12 protein-coding genes and 3 tRNA genes are annotated in these 17020 nt (G+C 43.3%); 2 read left to right on the top strand and 13 right to left on the bottom strand.

All coding sequences use genetic code 11. From position 1 onward, the window contains the following. Window positions 1-17: 17 nt before the first annotated feature. The 3 genes from DW917_RS04420 to DW917_RS04405 all read right to left on the bottom strand — a co-directional run bounded on the left by DW917_RS04420 (window position 18) and on the right by DW917_RS04405 (window position 3712). Window positions 18-551: a DUF4199 domain-containing protein gene (locus DW917_RS04420; RefSeq protein ID WP_118116840.1), complete on the bottom strand. Its 534-nt coding sequence runs from the start codon at window positions 549-551 to the stop codon at window positions 18-20. Between the two features lie 272 nt (window positions 552-823). Continuing rightward, window positions 824-897: transfer RNA gene (locus tag DW917_RS04415), tRNA-Thr, on the bottom strand. A 235-nt stretch (window positions 898-1132) separates the two neighbouring features. Next, on the bottom strand, window positions 1133-3712 hold the full coding sequence (locus DW917_RS04405; protein ID WP_118116835.1) for an endonuclease MutS2: 2580 nt from the start codon (window positions 3710-3712) through the stop codon (window positions 1133-1135). Window positions 3713-3937: 225 nt separating this feature from the next. Between DW917_RS04405 and DW917_RS04400 the strand changes: the two genes are divergently transcribed. After that, window positions 3938-6214 (top strand): right-handed parallel beta-helix repeat-containing protein, encoded by a 2277-nt coding sequence (locus DW917_RS04400; protein ID WP_118116833.1) that lies wholly within the window; start codon window positions 3938-3940, stop codon window positions 6212-6214. Window positions 6215-6316: 102 nt separating this feature from the next. On the opposite strand, the gene DW917_RS04395 is transcribed toward DW917_RS04400, so the two are convergent. The 4 genes from DW917_RS04395 to DW917_RS04380 form a co-directional block, all read right to left on the bottom strand. After that, window positions 6317-6868, bottom strand: a complete 552-nt coding sequence (locus tag DW917_RS04395) for a thiamine phosphate synthase (RefSeq protein ID WP_118116831.1) — start codon at window positions 6866-6868, stop codon at window positions 6317-6319. Beyond that, window positions 6865-7803, bottom strand: a complete 939-nt coding sequence (gene thiD / locus DW917_RS04390; protein WP_118116828.1) for a bifunctional hydroxymethylpyrimidine kinase/phosphomethylpyrimidine kinase — start codon at window positions 7801-7803, stop codon at window positions 6865-6867. The genes DW917_RS04395 and thiD overlap by 4 nt, the downstream gene beginning before the upstream one ends. 84 nt (window positions 7804-7887) lie before the next feature. Beyond that, window positions 7888-7972 (bottom strand) — tRNA-Ser (locus DW917_RS04385). A 312-nt stretch (window positions 7973-8284) separates the two neighbouring features. After that, the gene (locus tag DW917_RS04380) at window positions 8285-9148 is read right to left on the bottom strand and encodes an FAD-dependent thymidylate synthase (RefSeq protein ID WP_118116826.1); all 864 of its coding nucleotides are present in this window, start codon (window positions 9146-9148) and stop codon (window positions 8285-8287) included. 249 nt (window positions 9149-9397) lie between these two features. On the opposite strand from DW917_RS04380, the gene tsaA reads away from it, so the two are divergent. Continuing rightward, on the top strand, window positions 9398-10075 hold the full coding sequence (gene tsaA / locus DW917_RS04375; RefSeq protein ID WP_118116823.1) for a tRNA (N6-threonylcarbamoyladenosine(37)-N6)-methyltransferase TrmO: 678 nt from the start codon (window positions 9398-9400) through the stop codon (window positions 10073-10075). A gap of 186 nt (window positions 10076-10261) precedes the next feature. Here tsaA and DW917_RS04370 read toward each other — a convergent pair whose 3' ends face one another. From DW917_RS04370 to sppA, 6 genes are all read right to left on the bottom strand, one after another. Then, window positions 10262-11665 (bottom strand): glycoside hydrolase family 28 protein, encoded by a 1404-nt coding sequence (locus tag DW917_RS04370; protein ID WP_118116821.1) that lies wholly within the window; start codon window positions 11663-11665, stop codon window positions 10262-10264. 157 nt (window positions 11666-11822) lie between these two features. After that, window positions 11823-11895: transfer RNA gene (locus DW917_RS04365), tRNA-Phe, on the bottom strand. 146 nt (window positions 11896-12041) lie between these two features. Next, the gene (gene thiL, locus DW917_RS04360) at window positions 12042-13151 is read right to left on the bottom strand and encodes a thiamine-phosphate kinase (RefSeq protein ID WP_118116819.1); all 1110 of its coding nucleotides are present in this window, start codon (window positions 13149-13151) and stop codon (window positions 12042-12044) included. Between the two features lie 73 nt (window positions 13152-13224). Then, window positions 13225-14034, bottom strand: a complete 810-nt coding sequence (locus DW917_RS04355) for a purine-nucleoside phosphorylase (protein ID WP_118116816.1) — start codon at window positions 14032-14034, stop codon at window positions 13225-13227. Then, window positions 13919-15094 (bottom strand): tetraacyldisaccharide 4'-kinase, encoded by a 1176-nt coding sequence (gene lpxK, locus DW917_RS04350; protein ID WP_118116814.1) that lies wholly within the window; start codon window positions 15092-15094, stop codon window positions 13919-13921. Before lpxK ends, DW917_RS04355 begins: the two co-directional genes overlap by 116 nt. A 39-nt stretch (window positions 15095-15133) precedes the next feature. Further along, window positions 15134-16918 carry a signal peptide peptidase SppA gene (gene sppA / locus DW917_RS04345; RefSeq protein ID WP_118116915.1) on the bottom strand — a complete coding sequence of 595 codons (1785 nt, stop codon included), beginning with the start codon at window positions 16916-16918 and terminating at the stop codon, window positions 15134-15136. Window positions 16919-17020 lie beyond the last annotated feature (102 nt).

Here is a 17020-nt window from a genome sequence, read left to right as displayed (position 1 = left end):
TATTCTTGGTTTATAATTTATTCTTTTTTTTGTTTTCTACTCATGAATGCTGCAATCGCTGGACTCAGGATAATGGCAACAAATATATCTGTAATCATGAATGCTGCAGCCCAGGATATGGGTTTCATCATGCTGATGGCTTCTATGAGTGTCTTTATCTCGTTGGCTGGAAAGTTGTATGTTTTCAGCATCAGGGTGTAATTGTCTATGATGTAGCTCATGAAAACACCTGTGTCAAGGAATTTAAACCATAGAAATTGAACGATGGTCAGGAGTAAGGTAGCATTGAAGAATGTTTGTGCACAATAAAATAAACCTCTTCTGAATGAAATGGATCCATCCAATGCATTGTCTCTGAATGCCTTCAGTCTTTTTGCTACCACAAATGGAGTGCTGATAGCCAAGATGTTGGCCAATAAACTAAGCAAAGCATAGCCTGGCGTTACCGACCACATGGTGGATGCAAAACTGGCTATCCAAACAGCGCCCAAAATGGCTCCGTCCTGTCTGGCAAAAGCTTTTGTTTGTGTAATCTTTACTACATCTATCATTTTGATTATTTTCCTTTAGCTATTTTTATAATGATATGTTTATGAAATAATTCTTGCTGTATTTCTTATACTATCTTGCAAAATTACGTAAATTTCTGCACATACCGACAATATTTCCTTTATTTTTATATATATTTTGTATTGTTTGTCAAAAAGTTGCCCGAAAATAGGAGAGAGGGGAGAAATCTGTCTGTATATGATAAAGGTATCAGTTTGTTTATAAAAGTCTGTAAAAACAAAAAAGGAACTTCCATGAAGAAAGTTCCTTTTTGAGCCTCTTGTCGGATTCGAACCAACGACCCCGAGATTACAAATCACGTGCTCTGGCCAACTGAGCTAAAGAGGCGGGTGGACAAGCGATTCATATCGCACCGCTACAACCAAGTACCCTTGCTATGTTCCCATCCTGGGGGATTCCGAGGGAGCTGGTCGTATGAGACTTGTCCGTCTCAATGTGCTTTAAAATGCTTATTGCTTTTAAGCGGGTGCAAAGGTACGGCTTTATTTTGTATTGACCAAAACTTTTCTCAGAAAAGTTTTGGTCTTTAACATTTATTTAGAAAAGCGGGCTCAAAATCGCTTTAGAAATCGACGACAGTAATGCCTGCTCCACCAAATTGCACATGTTCGTCAGCGTAATGTACCACATTTGGGATACTGCTCACATACTGTCTGATGAGTTGGCGCAGAATACCGTTTCCTTTTCCATGCAGGATTCTTACGCGAGGCATTCCCACCAATATGGCGTCATCAATAAAGTGCTGAACCGCATTGAGTGCTTCGTCTCCACGCATACCTCTTACATCAAGGTCCTGGTGGAAATTACTCTTATGGGCATCAATTGTCTTGCGTGTCTCCTTGCTAATGCCATATGAAGCTAAATTCTCTTTTCTTTCTTCTGTCTTATCCTTTTCTGTAGAAGCAGTGGCATGTTCCAGTCTGCTGAGGCGCATTTTTGTTTTCATACCTCCAAAGACAGCGGTGGCCATGTCGCCAGAGATGCTTTCGATCTTGCCCACGGTAGTGAGTCCCTTGATGCGCACGGTGTCACCTTCTTTCAACTCCTTGTTGCTTTCGACCTGTGACTTGTTCTGTGCATTGCGAAGGGCGGCAGCAGCTTTCTCCTGATTCTGTGCCTTTTCAGCCTTTCGTTTAGCGTGGCGTTCTTTTCGTTGCTGTATCTGCGCTATCTTGCGGGCAATCTTGTCATCATTGTCCTTTGTGTCAATCTCCTGCATTTCCTGTTTGAATGCATCCAGTTCTTGACGAATGCGCTTGGTTTCTTCTTTCTCAGCCTGATTCTCGCGAATTTCCCGGATGGCATTCTCTATCTTCTTATTGCTTTCCTTGAGAAGTTCTTCTGCCTGCTGCTTTGCCTTGGCGAGAATCTGCTTGCGACTTTTTTCTATTTCCTCTATGTCGCTCTCGTATTTGGAGATCGTCTTCTCCATATCCTTTTCACGCTGGTGTATGCTCTGTCGCTTGTTTTCCCAGTAGCGCTTGTCTCTTACGATATCCTGCAGGTATTTATCGCTCTGGATGTATTCAGAACCTACAATGTCGCTGGCTTCTTTGATGACTTCCTCTGGCAAACCGATTTTGCGGGCTATCTCAATGGCGAAAGAAGAACCTGGACGCCCGATGGCCAACTGGAATAATGCTTTCATCTCATGGCGGTCGTAGAGCATGGCTCCATTGGCTACTCCTTCATGACTGTCTGCAAAATGTTTCAGATTCTGGTAGTGGGTTGTTATGACACCATAGGCTTGTTGCTTGCAGAATTTGTCGAGCACCGCTTCTGCTATGGCACCGCCAATGCCAGGTTCTGTACCCGTACCGAACTCATCTATCAATATGATGGTACTGTTGTTGGCAGCCCTCATCATATTTTTCATGTTGAGGAGGTGGGAAGAGTAGGTACTGAGATCGTTCTCCAGACTCTGTTCGTCACCGATATCAATCATGATATTCTGGAATACGCCCGTTTTAGAGCGTTCGCTTACAGGGATGCTCAGACCGCACTGCAACATATATTGTAGCAGTCCTACGGTTTTCAGACAGACGGATTTTCCACCGGCATTAGGACCGGATATGATCAGTATCCTTTTTTCTTGCGTTAATATAATGTCGAGTGGTACTACCTTTTCGCCTTTCTTCTCCAGAGAGATCTGGAGGAGTGGGTGAATGGCTCGTATCCAGTCAATATGTGGGTGGTCTTCAACTTCCGGTTCTATTGCCTTGAAGATTTCTGCTATTTTAGCCTTTGCCTGTATCAGGTCTATTTTAGCTAAAAATCGATAGCTGTCCATCATCTCGCGTACGTATGGGCGTACCTTATTGGTAAAGTTTGTGAGGATGCGGATGATTTCCTTGCGCTCTTCGCCTTCCAGTTCGCGTACGCGGTTGTTGGCTTCCACCACTTCAGTCGGTTCAATGAATACGGTCTTACCGGTGGCACTCTCGTCATGTACGATACCTTTGATTTTCTTTTTCAGCGTAGGTATCACCGGAATCACCAGTCTGCCGTCACGAAGCGTAGGAGTTACATCCTTTTCAACCACACCTTCGCTTTGTGCAGAACGTAATATACTATATAAGGTACGCGAAATGCTTCCTTCGGTCTTTGCAAGTTCTCTTCTGATCTGCAGCAATTCCGGTGTAGCATTGTCACGTATCTTTCCGTATTTATCCAATATCTGATCGATGCGCTGAATAATCTGAGGAAAGGTTATCACGTCTTTTGCCAAGCGGTGCAAGGCTGGATATGTATATTTCTTCTCCCTGCGCCAACCGTCGTTTTCTTCAGCATGACTGTCGTCTTCATCGCTGTGGTTGAGGATTTTCACGATGCTTTCAATGGTTGAAAGTGAACGGCGAAGATCGAAAAGTTCATTTTCCTCCAGATGGGTATTTTCTATGCGGATACGTACGATGCTCTCTCTCACATCGTAGAAATATTGTAGCGGAAAGTCCTCTACTTCAGAGATGAGTTGTCTGAACTCACGCACTTGCATGAGCCATTCGTTTACCGTTTCTGCATGGTCGCTGAATCCCATTTTCTCCACCTGTTCCTTGCCGAGGGTGGAAAGACAACGTTCGCGTAACATGGTTCGGATTTCATTAAATCCTATCTTTTGTTCAAAATTATCTGGATAAATCATTTCTTGTTTCGAAAATTTTTGTGCAAAGTTACTGCAAAATTCTGATTTACCGAAGAAAATTAGCATTATTTTTCTCCTTGGTTGATTGGATATTTATTCCGCAATGTTTATTAAATCTTAAAAAATACCTACTTTTTAATAGAACTCACCAAATTGTTATATCTTTGTGACCGCTAACTATGCATAATTGTAAATCGAACTTAAATAATAACTACTCAAACAAAAATGAAAACAAAATTTTTGATGAAGGCATCTCTCATGGGATTATGTCTTCTTGCTTCTATGGAAGCATCTGCCAAAGATTTTTATTTGGCACCAGGTGGAACTGGTAATGGTATGACAATTGACAAACCATTCGGTGATCCGATCAAGGCTTTTGCCGCCCTGAAGGCAGGTGATGTCCTTTATGTAAGAGGAGGAACTTACCATCTCTCCCAAACGATCAAGGTAAATCAGACGGGTACGGCTGACAAGCGAATCTGTGTCTTCGCCTATCCTGGTGATACAGAACGCCCTGTTTTTGATTTCTCTGGTCAACCTCGCTCTACATCTACTGAAGCTGCTTCTTATCGTGGAGTGATGCATAATATCGGCGCAAACTACTGGCATTATCGTGGATTGGATTTTTGCCATGCTGCTGATAATGGTATGAAATTGGAGGGTTCTTACTGCGTGGTAGAACTCTGTCGCTTCTACGGCAATGAAGATACGGGTCTGCAACAGGGATTTGGTAAAGACTCCAAGGGAAACAATACGCGTAATACCGAGTTCAAATATGGACGTTATAATATCATTGTGAATTGTGATGCTTACGATAATCATGATCCTTGGACCAATGGTGGAAATGCAGATGGATTTGCTATCAAATTGTATCCTGGTCCAGGCAATGAGTTCCATGGTTGTCGTGCTTGGCATAATTCTGATGATGGATGGGATTTGTATTATACGGTTTTCCCTATTGTTGTAGATAACTGTTGGGTTCTTAATAATGGTTTTGACAAGGGCAATGCCAACGGATTTAAGATGGGTGGTTGTAAACAAGGTGGAACCTCAACAGGTGCTCATGTGTTTAATAACTGTATTGCGGCTTTCCATGCCAAGAAAGGATTTGATCAGAATCATCATCGTGAGGGTTCTTACCTGATCAATGACCTTTCTTTTGGCAATGGTATCAATTACGGTTATAATATGGAGGAACCTGATTATGGAAATTGGGTACTTCGCAACTGTGTGGGCTTCGCTTATGGTTCGCAGAAGATGGAGCGTAATTCGGCCTTTACCATTGCTCCTGATATTGATTATTGTACTTGGACTACTCTCGATCATACCAATCCGATGGGTGAGAAGGCAAGTAGTAACGGAACTTCTTATTCTAAGACGATTGGTAATTATGCTTCTGAATATGAGGATCTCAGTTATGAAACGGCTATAGGAGACCGTCAGGAGAATGGTGAACTTCCTTTGAAGTTTGGTAGATTGAAAGCTGGCAGTAAACTGATAGATACAGCCACTCCTATTACGGATTTCAAGACTATAGATGCTCACAAGACTGCTTATGAATATGCCGACAATGCTCCTCAAAACTGGTCTGTCACACTCAATATTCCATACGTGGGCAAGGCTCCTGATTATGGTCCTTATGAGTTTGGAGGTAATGACAATGCCTATACGTTGCAGATGCCTGTGAACGATGGAACTGTTGAGGATGCCGAGGTTGATAATACTGATGATGGTAAATATTATCAGATTGCTACTGTGGTTAATAATTACCTTTTTCAGGATGATGTTTTGGATAGCAATGTGAAGAAATATATTACTGGTGGCAATGCGGCAGGTGTACTTCCTAAATATTACGGAAAATCAAGCGATGGTAAGTCTTCCGTAACTTATGTGGATGAAAATACTGCACGGGGAAAGAAATATTCTGCTACTTATGGTGCTTATCGTTTGCCAAAAGGAACCTGTGTGGAATTTACGCTCGAATCGCTTGCGCAGTTGCAGTCTAATGTTTATTGTACTGGAGGTCGTACTCTGAATATTGCCTGGCATTATGTGGATAACTCCAATTCAGGCACCGCGTCTGTTTCTTTAAGCGAAGGTGTTGCTTTCGTAGATGTGGCTGCTAAGATTGGTAAAAAGATAGAGAAAAAGCCGATTGTTGTGACTTTAACTAACAATGGTGGAGGTGATATGTATCTTACTGATTTGACTCTTGGTGTTTATCAGGAAGTTGATGAGAATGGTAACGTGGTTAATGGCATTCAGGATATCGTATCAGAAACCAAGACACAGAAGTCTTATCAGATGTATCAGACTACCAATGGTCTGATTGTCTATGGTGAAATTGCTTCTCTTCAAGTATATGGAATGGGTGGTCAGAAGGTTGCAGAAAGCTCTGATTCCCAGTTTGTGAATATGGCCAGTCTTTCTAAGGGTGTTTATGTGGTTAGAATCCTTGGTAGGGATGGAAGTCTGGTTGCTCAGAAATTCCTGAGAAAATAAACTGATTTCATCGTAAGGAAAAAATAAAAACGGTGTTTGTCCAGACAAGACAAACATCGTTTTTTTCTATATCGTATATTTGGGTGTGTTCCTTTCTACATACTATTGTTTGACCAGTTGATTCCAGACATTTCCAAGCATGGCTGCCCCACCAAAGTGCCATGCTTCTAATTGTGGAATATTGGCTTCTGTTATTCCGCCAAGTGCAAAGACCCGCTCGTTGATGATTCCTTCTTTTGCTGCTTCTGTCAGTTGCTCTGATGTGAAAGCATGACAGTAACCTTGCTTGGATATGCTGTCGTAGATAGGACTGAGGAATACGTAATCATAATGGAATGCTAAGGCTTCTCTGACTTCATACAGAGAATGGCACGAACGGGAGATGCTTCCTGTGAAGTTGGCTGGAATTTGATGGTTCCTGCGATTGAGATGAATACCGTGTAGATGGTATTTCATGCAGAGCTCAAAATGATCGTGTATCACAATCCGTGAATACCATTTTTTTGGTATGGTCTTCAACAGCTTTTCGCAATCAGCTTGGGATGACTCGGGTTTCCTGAAATGGAGCAAGTCAATACCCGATTCAAACAACTGGTTGATATAGGTAGCCTCATCTTTAATGAAGTGGGGTAATGTGATTACTATTCTTTTCATTTCTCGGTCTTGTCAGATATGATGGGTTCATCTGTTAGGATGTATAGTTTTTGAGGTGCATGGAAGTGATTGACAGGTCCATGTCCTTCACCGATCTTGACGTCTTTTCCGGCTTCGATGGCATCCGATAGATAAGCCTTAGCAGAAGAGATGGCTTCTTCCATATTGTATCCGCGAGCAAGATAAGAGGTGATGGCAGAAGAGAGCGTGCAACCTGTTCCGTGCGTATTGCATGTATTTACCGTTGCACCTTTATAGATTGCAGTTTCTCTGATATCGCCTGTATGTTCCTGTTTGTTGGCTTCTTGATGCTGTTTGTTCTCGAAAAGATAATCCATCTTTTCTGTTCCTTCAAAGTGACCGCCTTTGATAAGAACGTTGTTGCACCCCAATTGGATAATGGATGCGGCTGCTTTCCTGATATCGTCCACGTTCTGGATTTTCCTTCCTGCGAGGATTTCTGCTTCTGGAATATTGGGAGTGAGCAGGGAGGCAAGTGGCAGGAGTTCTTGAATGAATATCTCCAGGGCATCCTCCTGCATCAGTCTGCATCCGCTTGTGGAAACCATCACCGGGTCGATGATTAGCTGGAAGGAACGGGTAGGGGCAGACGCTTGTTGCTTATCTGGCGCCGCAGTTAAGTATTTTTTGAGCGTTTCTGCTATCGCATGTATGGTTTCGCCGTCGTTAACCATTCCTATCTTGATGGCTTGAGGGTGAATATCATCCATGACAGCTTCGATTTGTCCGCTTACAATTTCCGGTTCAACTTTTTGGATTCCAAACACGCCGGTGGTATTCTGCACCGTGATGGCAGAAATCGCAGAGGAAGCATATACGCCCAGGGCAGACATCGTTTTTATGTCAGCCTGAATGCCTGCTCCACCACAACTGTCAGAGCCTGCTATAGTTAATGCTGTATAATATCTCTTCATATTCTTTTCGTCTTAAAAATGTTTTAAACGATCTATCGGACAATAATGAAAAAAGCCTTCTGAAATTTCTTTCAGAAGGCTTTGCGGAGAGAGAGGGATTCGAACCCCCGGTACCTCTCGGTACGACGGTTTTCAAGACCGTTGTAATCGACCACTCTACCATCTCTCCAAATTCAGTCTGGATGACTATAGCTTGGTTTTCTTAAGCGGTTGCAAAGGTACTACTATTTTCTGGTTCCACCAAATTTTTTGAGAACTTTTTTTCAAAAATCTCAAAAAAAGTGCAGATTTCTTGATTTTACCCTGTTTTTCTCCTGCTTTTTAGAGAAAAAGGCAAAAAAAAAGGGCTACCGCTGTAGCCCCAACCTTGATAACCTTAAATCTAATACTATGAAAAACACATCGCAAAGATACTGAATTTTCCGTTATTTCATGTACGAAAAATGGAAAATCTTGTCTTTTGCGCTGATTTTTACCTTTTTTAATCAATATAACCTCTTTCTTTGAACTCTTCATATAGAGGTTCAGCCAAAATCTTGGCATCAGGATGAGGTGCTCCTGTTGTGCCTAACGCACGAAGGTCGAAGAAATGCTTCCAGTCGCTTACGAATGCGGTGTGCACCAGTTCTGTATTTGTATCCAATGGAAGAATGACGCGTGCTTCCTGTGGCTTGCATCCCATAGCAATCAATTTCATGTAGGCAAATTCTGCTGCTTGATTGGCAAAAAGCCAGGCATCTATTGGAGTCCAGTCATTGGTCTCTTCATTTGCTACGTCTTCACAGAGTTCTACGAATTTCTCATCGTTGGTTTCTAAATCACCCTTTACCCAAGTTGGAAGGTTGATACTGATTTCGCTACCAAACTTATTCTTCGTATAATTGCAGTAGCGTGTACTCTGTTCTGCCATGGAGTTGGCGCGGTGACGATTGTATTCACGGGTAATGGCAATCTGGGTTGTAAAGTGTACGGTGATGCGGAGTTCATGCTTGCCCTTTTCGAAATCTGCACGATACTTCAGATCTTCCAGCGTTTTGTTTTCTGCCATCACACGAAGATTGGTTGTGATGTAATCCTTGCCGTCTATTGTATTCACATGAGAGAATTTGTTGCTTGCATAGAGTGGGAGTTCCCCGTGGTTGCAGGTCAAATATACGGTGCCGTGTTCCAGCATGGCATAATGTTCATGCTCTATCATGCGGCCAACGAATGGCTTGGCTGAGTCTTCTGTTGTGTTGTTTTCACTCTTGTAGCATACTCTACCTGCTTGCTCTATCTGCTGATAGATACCAAGCTCTCCTGGATTTTGCATCCAAATCTCATATTGAGGTTTCTGTATCTTCATTGTTTTCTGTTTTTATTTCTGCTGCAAAGGTACATTATTTTGGGGTAATTACAAAATTATTCCCTTATATTTTGCCATTAACTGTTTTTTCTTTCTTTACTTTTGCTTTTCTTGCAAAAAAGGTAGTATCTTTGCAATCACGTATGGCCTCCTTTCTGCCCTATATATATAATAAGGTGTAATCTGGTTATTGATAGGGGAGTGGAAGTGGAAATGGGGGCTCGTTGATTTAATGAATTAGATATCATCATGGAAATAAAACCAATTGCACATTTTCGTTCTCCCTTTTCCAGTAAGTTCGGTATTCCCAAACAGGCTGGTCTGGTAGAAGAACTGGAGGGTCAGATTGTTTTTGAACCCGAATTCCGTAATCCCGATGCACTCCGTGGGATAGAGGGGTTTGACTATCTTTGGTTGATTTGGGAATTTTCTGCCAATAAACATAAAGCAAATAGTCCCGTTGTAAGACCCCCTGTACTGGGTGGAAATGAGAAGGTTGGGGTGTTTGCTACCAGGAGTCCTTTCAGACCCAATCATATCGGCTTGTCTTCTGTGCGTATAGACTGGATAGAATGGGAGATAAATCGGGGACCGGTGATTCATGTGAAAGGGGCTGATCTGATGGACGGAACACCGATATATGATATCAAACCCTACGTAGTCTATGCTGACTGTCATCCTGATGCCCGCAGCGGTTTTGTGGATGAAAGAAAATGGGATAGACTCGAGGTGCTGGTCAGCGATGAGGTGAAGGACAAACTGAACAAGCAGGGATTGACAGATGCCAAGATTTCTGTTTTAAAAGAAGTGTTGGCGCAAGATCCTCGTCCGCATTATCAAAAAAATCCTGACAAGGTTTATGGAATGCCCTACGAGGGTTTGGATATTCACTTCCGGGTTTCCCATCAAACCTTAGAGGTACTTTGAAAATTCCCTGGGCAGGGAAAAATTCTTCCTTGCCCACGCAAAAAATAATCCCTCGGCGGAACATAAAAAACTCTCCTGAGTCAGCACTACTGACATCAGGAGAGTTTTTGGTTTTATCTTATGATATAATTTTAACTGTTTGTCTGGCAGATCAGACTAACTGCAGATATCTGTCTTTTCTTTTTTTTATTTTGCAAAAGTAGAGAAGTTCACATTCTCCAAGGTAATCTTGCAAGCTGCATCTATATCCTTTGCATTCTTGTTGTAGAAGATGTTGCAGTCCTTGATGGTGATATCGTGTATCATACCTTCTGCGCCATGAGCCACGATTCCATTCTTGCAGCCACGTACATAGACATTACTGATATGAATATCCTGAAAATCTGGCAAGAATTCCTGTTTTACAGGGGCAGCCTGCTGCTTGGCACCTACGTGGTTGTCAAAATAGGTAGTCTCGAAGGTGATGGCATCACCTGTAATATCGGTCATGTAGATATGATCGATATAAATATTCTCGCTCTTACCGCCTCTTTTCACAGCACTCTTGAATCGCAAACCGGCATCTGTGCCCTGGAAAGTATTGTTTCTTACAACAATGTTTTTCATACCGCCAGAGAATTCGCTACCGATTACAAAACCGCCATGAGCATGGTATACGGTGTTGTCCTGGATGTTGATATTCTCGCATGGACCCGCTTTCACGCCAGCCGCACCAGCTCCGCCCTTCATGCAGATACCGTCATCGCCAGCATCAACTACGTTGTTGACAATCAGTACGTCTTTACAACTTGAAATATCGATGGCATCTCCGTTCTGTGCATTCCAAGGACATTTTACGGTAATTCCGTCAATGACCACATTCTTGCAGCGGGTGGGGATGAGGTGGAAACGTGGTGAGTTCAGAAGTGTAACACCTTGAACGAGCACGTTCTCACAGTCGGTGAAACGGATCATGTGGTTGCGCACCTTCTCCTGTGCATCGATATTATCTACTACATTCGGAGTCTGCTTCAGGTTGAGTGGAAACCAGATGTCGCCCTTCTCGTTGAGTGTGCCGCCCATTTCCTGGAATCTTTTCCATTCCACGTCACTTACCTTGCTTCTCTTGACCGGTCTCCACCATTCGCCATTTCCGTCGATGGTTCCTTCACCAGTAATGGCAATGTTCTTGCGCTTGCTGGCAGTAATGGCTGTTGAGGCTCTCTCTTCTTTCTTACCTGTTGCCTCGTCAGTTTTGATGAGGTCGTTCTTGTCTTCAGAGAAAACAATAATGGCATTCTTCTCGAGATGCAAGTCGATATTGTCTTTCAGAGAAATCAATCCGGTGAGGTAAACACCTGCAGGAACATTCAGATGACCTCCGCCCATCTTGTTTAGTTTACTGATGGCTTTGGTGAAAGCCTGGGTATTCATTGTCAGTGCGTCTCCTTTACCACCGCATTCCAGGATGCTGACCTGATTATTCGGGATAGTAGGAAGGGTAGGTTGTGACATTTGAACAGGCAAGTTGGTGTAATACTTGCTGTAATCAGCGGCAAACGTATTCGCTATCGCGAACAGTGCCATTAAAGAAATAAGAATTTTCTTCATAAGTCTTTAAGTTTGCTTTTTGTTATTTGTTTTAAATTATAATAGTTTATGATTGCAATTGTTTGTAACAGTTTCGTAACAACTGTTTCCTTGGGGTATAAATACCGAAAAAGGCGGCTCCAACCGAAGTCGGAAACCGCCCTAATGAAAGGAGGAGTGGTACCACCAGGAATCGAACCGGGGACACAAGGATTTTCAGTCCTTTGCTCTACCAACTGAGCTATGGCACCATTTTCTTTTGCGGTTGCAAAGGTACAATAAGTTTTTGAATTGAGCAAGAGAAATTCTGATAATTTCTCTTGCTTAATGTTTATTAACTAAAATCACCTTTCTGTAGTCCTCTGAAATTGTATCAAAAGGCTCTTCCTTGTTGATTTTAGTCTTTGAGAGGGTTCCAACCCTGTGCTTTCAGTTCAAATTCTTGTCCGTCGCGGGTAATCAGGAATTTTCCGAGATTCTCTTGCGTGATGTAGCCTATCTGCTTTACACCTTCCATTTCCTCGATTTTGGCATGGTCGCCTATTGGTACGGTAAAGAGAAGTTCGTAATCCTCGCCACCATTCATGGCACAGGTCGTGAGGTTCATATTGAATTCCTCTGCCATTACTGCCGTCTGATAGTCTATTGGAATATTCTTCTCATATACACGACATCCGCAGTGACTCTGTTCGCAGATGTGCATCAGTTCGCTACTGAGTCCGTCACTAATATCCATCATGGCTGTAGGACGAATACCTGCTTCACGCAATTTGGCTATGATGTCGCCGCGTGCTTCTGGCTGCAATTGGCGTTGCAGTAGGTATTCCTTTCCTGCAAAGTCTGGTTGGAAGTTGCGCATGTTGGCCAATTCCTCATTGAGTGCGGATACTTTCGCCGTATCACCATCACGCTTGGCTTCAGCTATTTTCTTGCGGATATCTTCCACCTGTCCATAGTAAACGGCTTTCTCACGCTCCAGAAGTTGCAGACCCATATAGGCACCACCGAGGTCACCCGTTACGCAGATGAGGTCAGTCTCCTTCGCTCCACTTCTATATACGATATCTTCCTTGTTTGCCTCACCGATACAGGTGATGCTGATGGCAAGTCCTGTATAGGAAGATGTGGTGTCACCACCTACGATATCAACACCCCATTTGTCGCAAGCCATACGGAGTCCTTTGTAAAACTCATCAATGTCTTCTACCTTGAAACGCTTACTCAGTGCCAAACTTACAACCATTTGTCTTGGAGTTCCGTTCATGGCAAAGATATCGCTGATGTTCACCATTGCACTTTTATATCCAAGGTGCTGTAAGTCTATGTACGTCAAGTCGAAATGCACACCTTCCATGAGCATATCGGTGGTTACCAATACCTCTTTGTCTGGATAGTGCATCACGGCACAATCATCACCTACACCATAAACGGTAGAGGCATTCTTGTTTTCGTGTCCTTTGGTGAGATGGTCGATAAGACCAAACTCACCCAATTTTGCTATGTCCAATTTCTGAAAATGTTAAGTGTTAAAAACCAAGTGAAGGACCCCTTCACTTTTCACTCTAATTATTTTTTGTTCTTTAAGATCTGCGGATCATCTCACGCATAATCTCTGTCATCTTAGGTTGAGCATTGTTGGCTGCAATCTGCACTTCCTCATGACTCACCTGTACAGGAACGTCAAATCCACCCAAGTCGGTAATGATGCTGATGCCGAAAACCTTGATGCCGCAGTGTCGGGCTACAATGACCTCAGGCACGGTACTCATGCCTACTGCATCGCCTCCTAAGATGCGGTACATGCGGTATTCTGCTGGAGTTTCGAAGGTTGGCCCCTGTACTCCTACATATACACCATGTTTCACCTCAATGCCTACTTCTTTAGCGATTCCGTCGGCAAGGTCGCGCAATCCCTTGTCATAAGCTTCATGCATGTCAGGGAAGCGAGGTCCGGTAGGAAAATTCTTACCCTGCAATGGATGCTCTGGGAAGAAATTGATGTGGTCATCAATAATCATCAGGTCGCCTACGTGGAACTCTGGATTCATACCGCCTGAAGCATTGCTGACGAAGAGGGTCTCGATGCCCAGCTCATACATGACGCGCTCTGGAAATGTCACCTCTTTCATGCTGTAACCCTCATAGAAGTGGAAACGGCCTTCCATAGCCATGATGTCTTTGCCGCCCAATTTTCCGAAGATGAGTTTTCCTGCATGTCCTTCTACGGTTGATACTGGGAAATTTGGAATTTCACTATATGGGAATGAATAACTGTCAGTTATTTCTGAAGCTAATTGTCCGAGACCTGTTCCCAGAATGATAGCTGTCTTTGGACTTGTTGTCATCCTTTCTCTTAGCCAGGATGCTGTTTCTTGAATTCTTTCGTACATAGCTTATTATTTTTTCGTTAAAATTATCTTGTTGGTCAAGCATGAAGCTTACCTTGATAGGCAGTTCGTACATGTTTGACTTTACTTTTTCGTATAGTCCCTCCGTTTCTCTCAGTCTTACAGCATCTTTTTCTGTAGTGATGATGATGCGTGGCTCTGGCATGGATTCGAAGGCGTCGTTGATGCGGTCGATATCCTTGCCTTTAAAACTGTGATGGTCGCCGAATGATAAGTTTGTGATATCCTTTGTCATTGGCTTCAGGTCATGCTCCATCTGCTTGGGTGAAGCGATTCCTGTGAGTAGCAAGACATGATAATCCTGTAGCTTGTCGAGTTCTATCTGCTTTTCCTCGAATACTCCCTTCGGTGTGTCGTAGTCGATGCTGGTGAAGTAGAGCTTCTGGAAAGGATAGAGGTCCATGGCTTTAGTCAGCACACGGAATTCCATCGGCTTCAGGTCTTTTGGACACTTGGTGATGATGACGATGTCTGCTCTGTTCTTACCGCTCAATGGTTCACGCAATCTACCTGCCGGCAACATCTTGTCGTAGATGATCAGACGGTGATAATCTACCAGGAGGATGTTGATGCCTGGTTTTACATACCGGTGCTGGAAAGCATCGTCAAGCAGGACAACATCTACGTCCTTGGTTGCCTCATCATTCTGTAAGTTCTCGATACCTCTTGCCCGTTTTGCATCTACAGCCACATAGATATCAGAGAATTTTTGGTGCATCTGGAAAGGTTCGTCACCTATTTCCGGCATGGTAGTACTTTCCTCGGCAAGTACATAACCATGACTTTTTCTCTTATAGCCACGTGATAGCACGGCAATCTTTGCTTTGTCGTGCAACAGGCGTATCAAGTATTCCACATGGGGTGTCTTTCCGGAACCGCCCACTGTGATGTTGCCCACTGAGATAATGGGTATGGAGAATGACTTGCTCTTCTTGAGACCCATATCGAAGAGCCAGTTGCGAAATCTCACTATGCTGCCATAAATCCAACTGAATGGTAGCAGCCAATCGTTGATCTTGATAAGGTCGCCTTCTGTTCTCATTGTTTCTTATACCTTATTATATTATATATATAAATCCCTTTAGTTGATATTCAGGAAGAATGGTAGAGCTGCTTGCACTGGTTCTTTTTCCTTCATATTACGTACCATCACAAATGGCTGGTAGAGGTTGCCGAGCGTCAGTTTCAACTGCTCGTCCAGATAGTTGCCACTATTGTCTGATACCTGAGAAAGGAGTTGCTCCATCCAGTCTGCCTGCATAGGGTATTCTGTCGTCTGATAATCTGAAATCTTTGCCAACTGTGCCGCTTTGACAATGGCATCGTCCAGACTTCCGAATCCGTCAATCAGTTTGATCTTCTTGGCATCCGTTCCGAGCCAGACTCTTCCTTGAGCGATTTTTTCAACTTCCTCCACGTTCATCTTTCTTCCGTCAGCCACACGCTTGCGGAATAGAGCATAGCCACGGTTGACATAAGCCTGTAGATGGGTGATTTCCTCCTGACTCCATGGGCGGGCAGTTCCGGCACCCATATAGGCGCTGTTCTTGTTGGTTTTTACTTCATCATACTTGAATCCTAATTTCTTGGTCAGCAAGTCGCTGAAGTCTGGTAATGCTCCGAAGATACCGATACTGCCTGTCAGGGTAGTAGGCTGGGCCATTACATATCGTGCTCCCATACTCATGTAGTAAGCTCCAGAAGCAGCCATGCCTCCCATGGAAACAACTACAGGCTTCTTCTTGTTCAACTCGCTTACTGCATGCCAGATTTGTTCTGAGGCATAAGCGTCACCGCCACCGGAATTGATGCGGAGAACCACGGCTTTTACATTCTTGTCTTCTGCCAGTTCTTCCAGATCTCTGACGACATCAGAACTGACTATCTGCTGCTCGTCTCCATAAATACTTGGAGTAGCCATTCTCACGATGCTACCCTGACAGTAATAGACAGCGATTTCGTCGCCCATCATATAGTTGTCATTGATAGCCGCATTGACATCTTTCATGGAAACCTGAGCAATCTCCTGGTCTGGTTTCAAACCGAGTTGTTTCTTTACGATATTCCTGATCTCATCATAATAGCAGAAACCATCTACGAATTTACGTGATTTCAGGAGTTTGCTGTCGTCGAACACCATGAGCCCGTCTGCATAGTGATTGAGCGAATCCTTGCTGATTTTTCTACTGTTGAAAACATCCGTCAGTATCTGTTGCCAGAGTCCGTTGATATAGCGTGAAACCTGCTCACGGTTGGCATCACTCATCTTATCCTCGGTGTAGGTTTCCGTAAAACTTTTATATTTACCCACTTTTACCACCGTGAAATGGACGCCAAACTTGGCAGCCACATCCTTGATATATTGTGGTTGAGATGAGATTCCGTGCCAATCTATATTACCTTCTGGGTTTACATAAACCTGGTTGGCAATGGAGGCTAAATAGTAGCTGCCTTGCGAGAAGGCATCGCCGTAAGCAATAATCCATTTGCCGCTTTTCTTGAAATCTGCGAGTGCATTGCGTATTTCCTGGATTGTGGCATAGTCAGCCTGTAAGGCACCAGCTTCCAGATAGATACCTTTTATCTTTTCTTCTGTCTTGGCTTTCTTGATGGCAGAAAGTATTTCGTTCATACCGAGCGTATTGAACTGGTTGCCGGTAATCTGCCCCAACCAATTGTCTTCTGCTCTGTCGATGATTTCTCCTTGTAGCGTGAGCACCATGACCGATTTGTCTTTGATGGTAGGAGTGCTACTGCTGGAAGCAACCATGCCAATGAGGCTGATGAAGCCGAAAATGCCGAAGATGAGGCAAAAGGCAAAAAGACCAACAATGGTGGCTGCTACATACTTGAAAAATTGTTTCATAATCACGACTTTTTACGTTATAGTTCAGAATTTTCTGCAAATTTAGTAAAAAAGAAACAAACAACAAAGTTATTTGTACGAAAATAACCAAAAAATAATGAA

Origin of the sequence: Prevotella sp. AM42-24 (genome assembly GCF_003461825.1) — a bacterium.
Lineage (GTDB): Bacteria > Bacteroidota > Bacteroidia > Bacteroidales > Bacteroidaceae > Prevotella > Prevotella hominis.
Note: the sequence above shows the minus strand (reverse complement) of the source record. Positions and strands in the feature narration are given on the sequence as shown.

Coding starts and splice junctions, on each gene's coding strand:
- DW917_RS04420 (WP_118116840.1), bottom strand. CDS start 551: ATGATAGATGTAGTAAAGATTACACAAACAAAAGCTTTTGCCAGACAG.
- DW917_RS04405 (WP_118116835.1), bottom strand. CDS start 3,712: ATGATTTATCCAGATAATTTTGAACAAAAGATAGGATTTAATGAAATC.
- DW917_RS04400 (WP_118116833.1), top strand. CDS start 3,938: ATGAAAACAAAATTTTTGATGAAGGCATCTCTCATGGGATTATGTCTT.
- DW917_RS04395 (WP_118116831.1), bottom strand. CDS start 6,868: ATGAAAAGAATAGTAATCACATTACCCCACTTCATTAAAGATGAGGCT.
- thiD (WP_118116828.1), bottom strand. CDS start 7,803: ATGAAGAGATATTATACAGCATTAACTATAGCAGGCTCTGACAGTTGT.
- DW917_RS04380 (WP_118116826.1), bottom strand. CDS start 9,148: ATGAAGATACAGAAACCTCAATATGAGATTTGGATGCAAAATCCAGGA.
- tsaA (WP_118116823.1), top strand. CDS start 9,398: ATGGAAATAAAACCAATTGCACATTTTCGTTCTCCCTTTTCCAGTAAG.
- DW917_RS04370 (WP_118116821.1), bottom strand. CDS start 11,665: ATGAAGAAAATTCTTATTTCTTTAATGGCACTGTTCGCGATAGCGAAT.
- DW917_RS04355 (WP_118116816.1), bottom strand. CDS start 14,034: ATGTACGAAAGAATTCAAGAAACAGCATCCTGGCTAAGAGAAAGGATG.
- lpxK (WP_118116814.1), bottom strand. CDS start 15,094: ATGAGAACAGAAGGCGACCTTATCAAGATCAACGATTGGCTGCTACCA.
- sppA (WP_118116915.1), bottom strand. CDS start 16,918: ATGAAACAATTTTTCAAGTATGTAGCAGCCACCATTGTTGGTCTTTTT.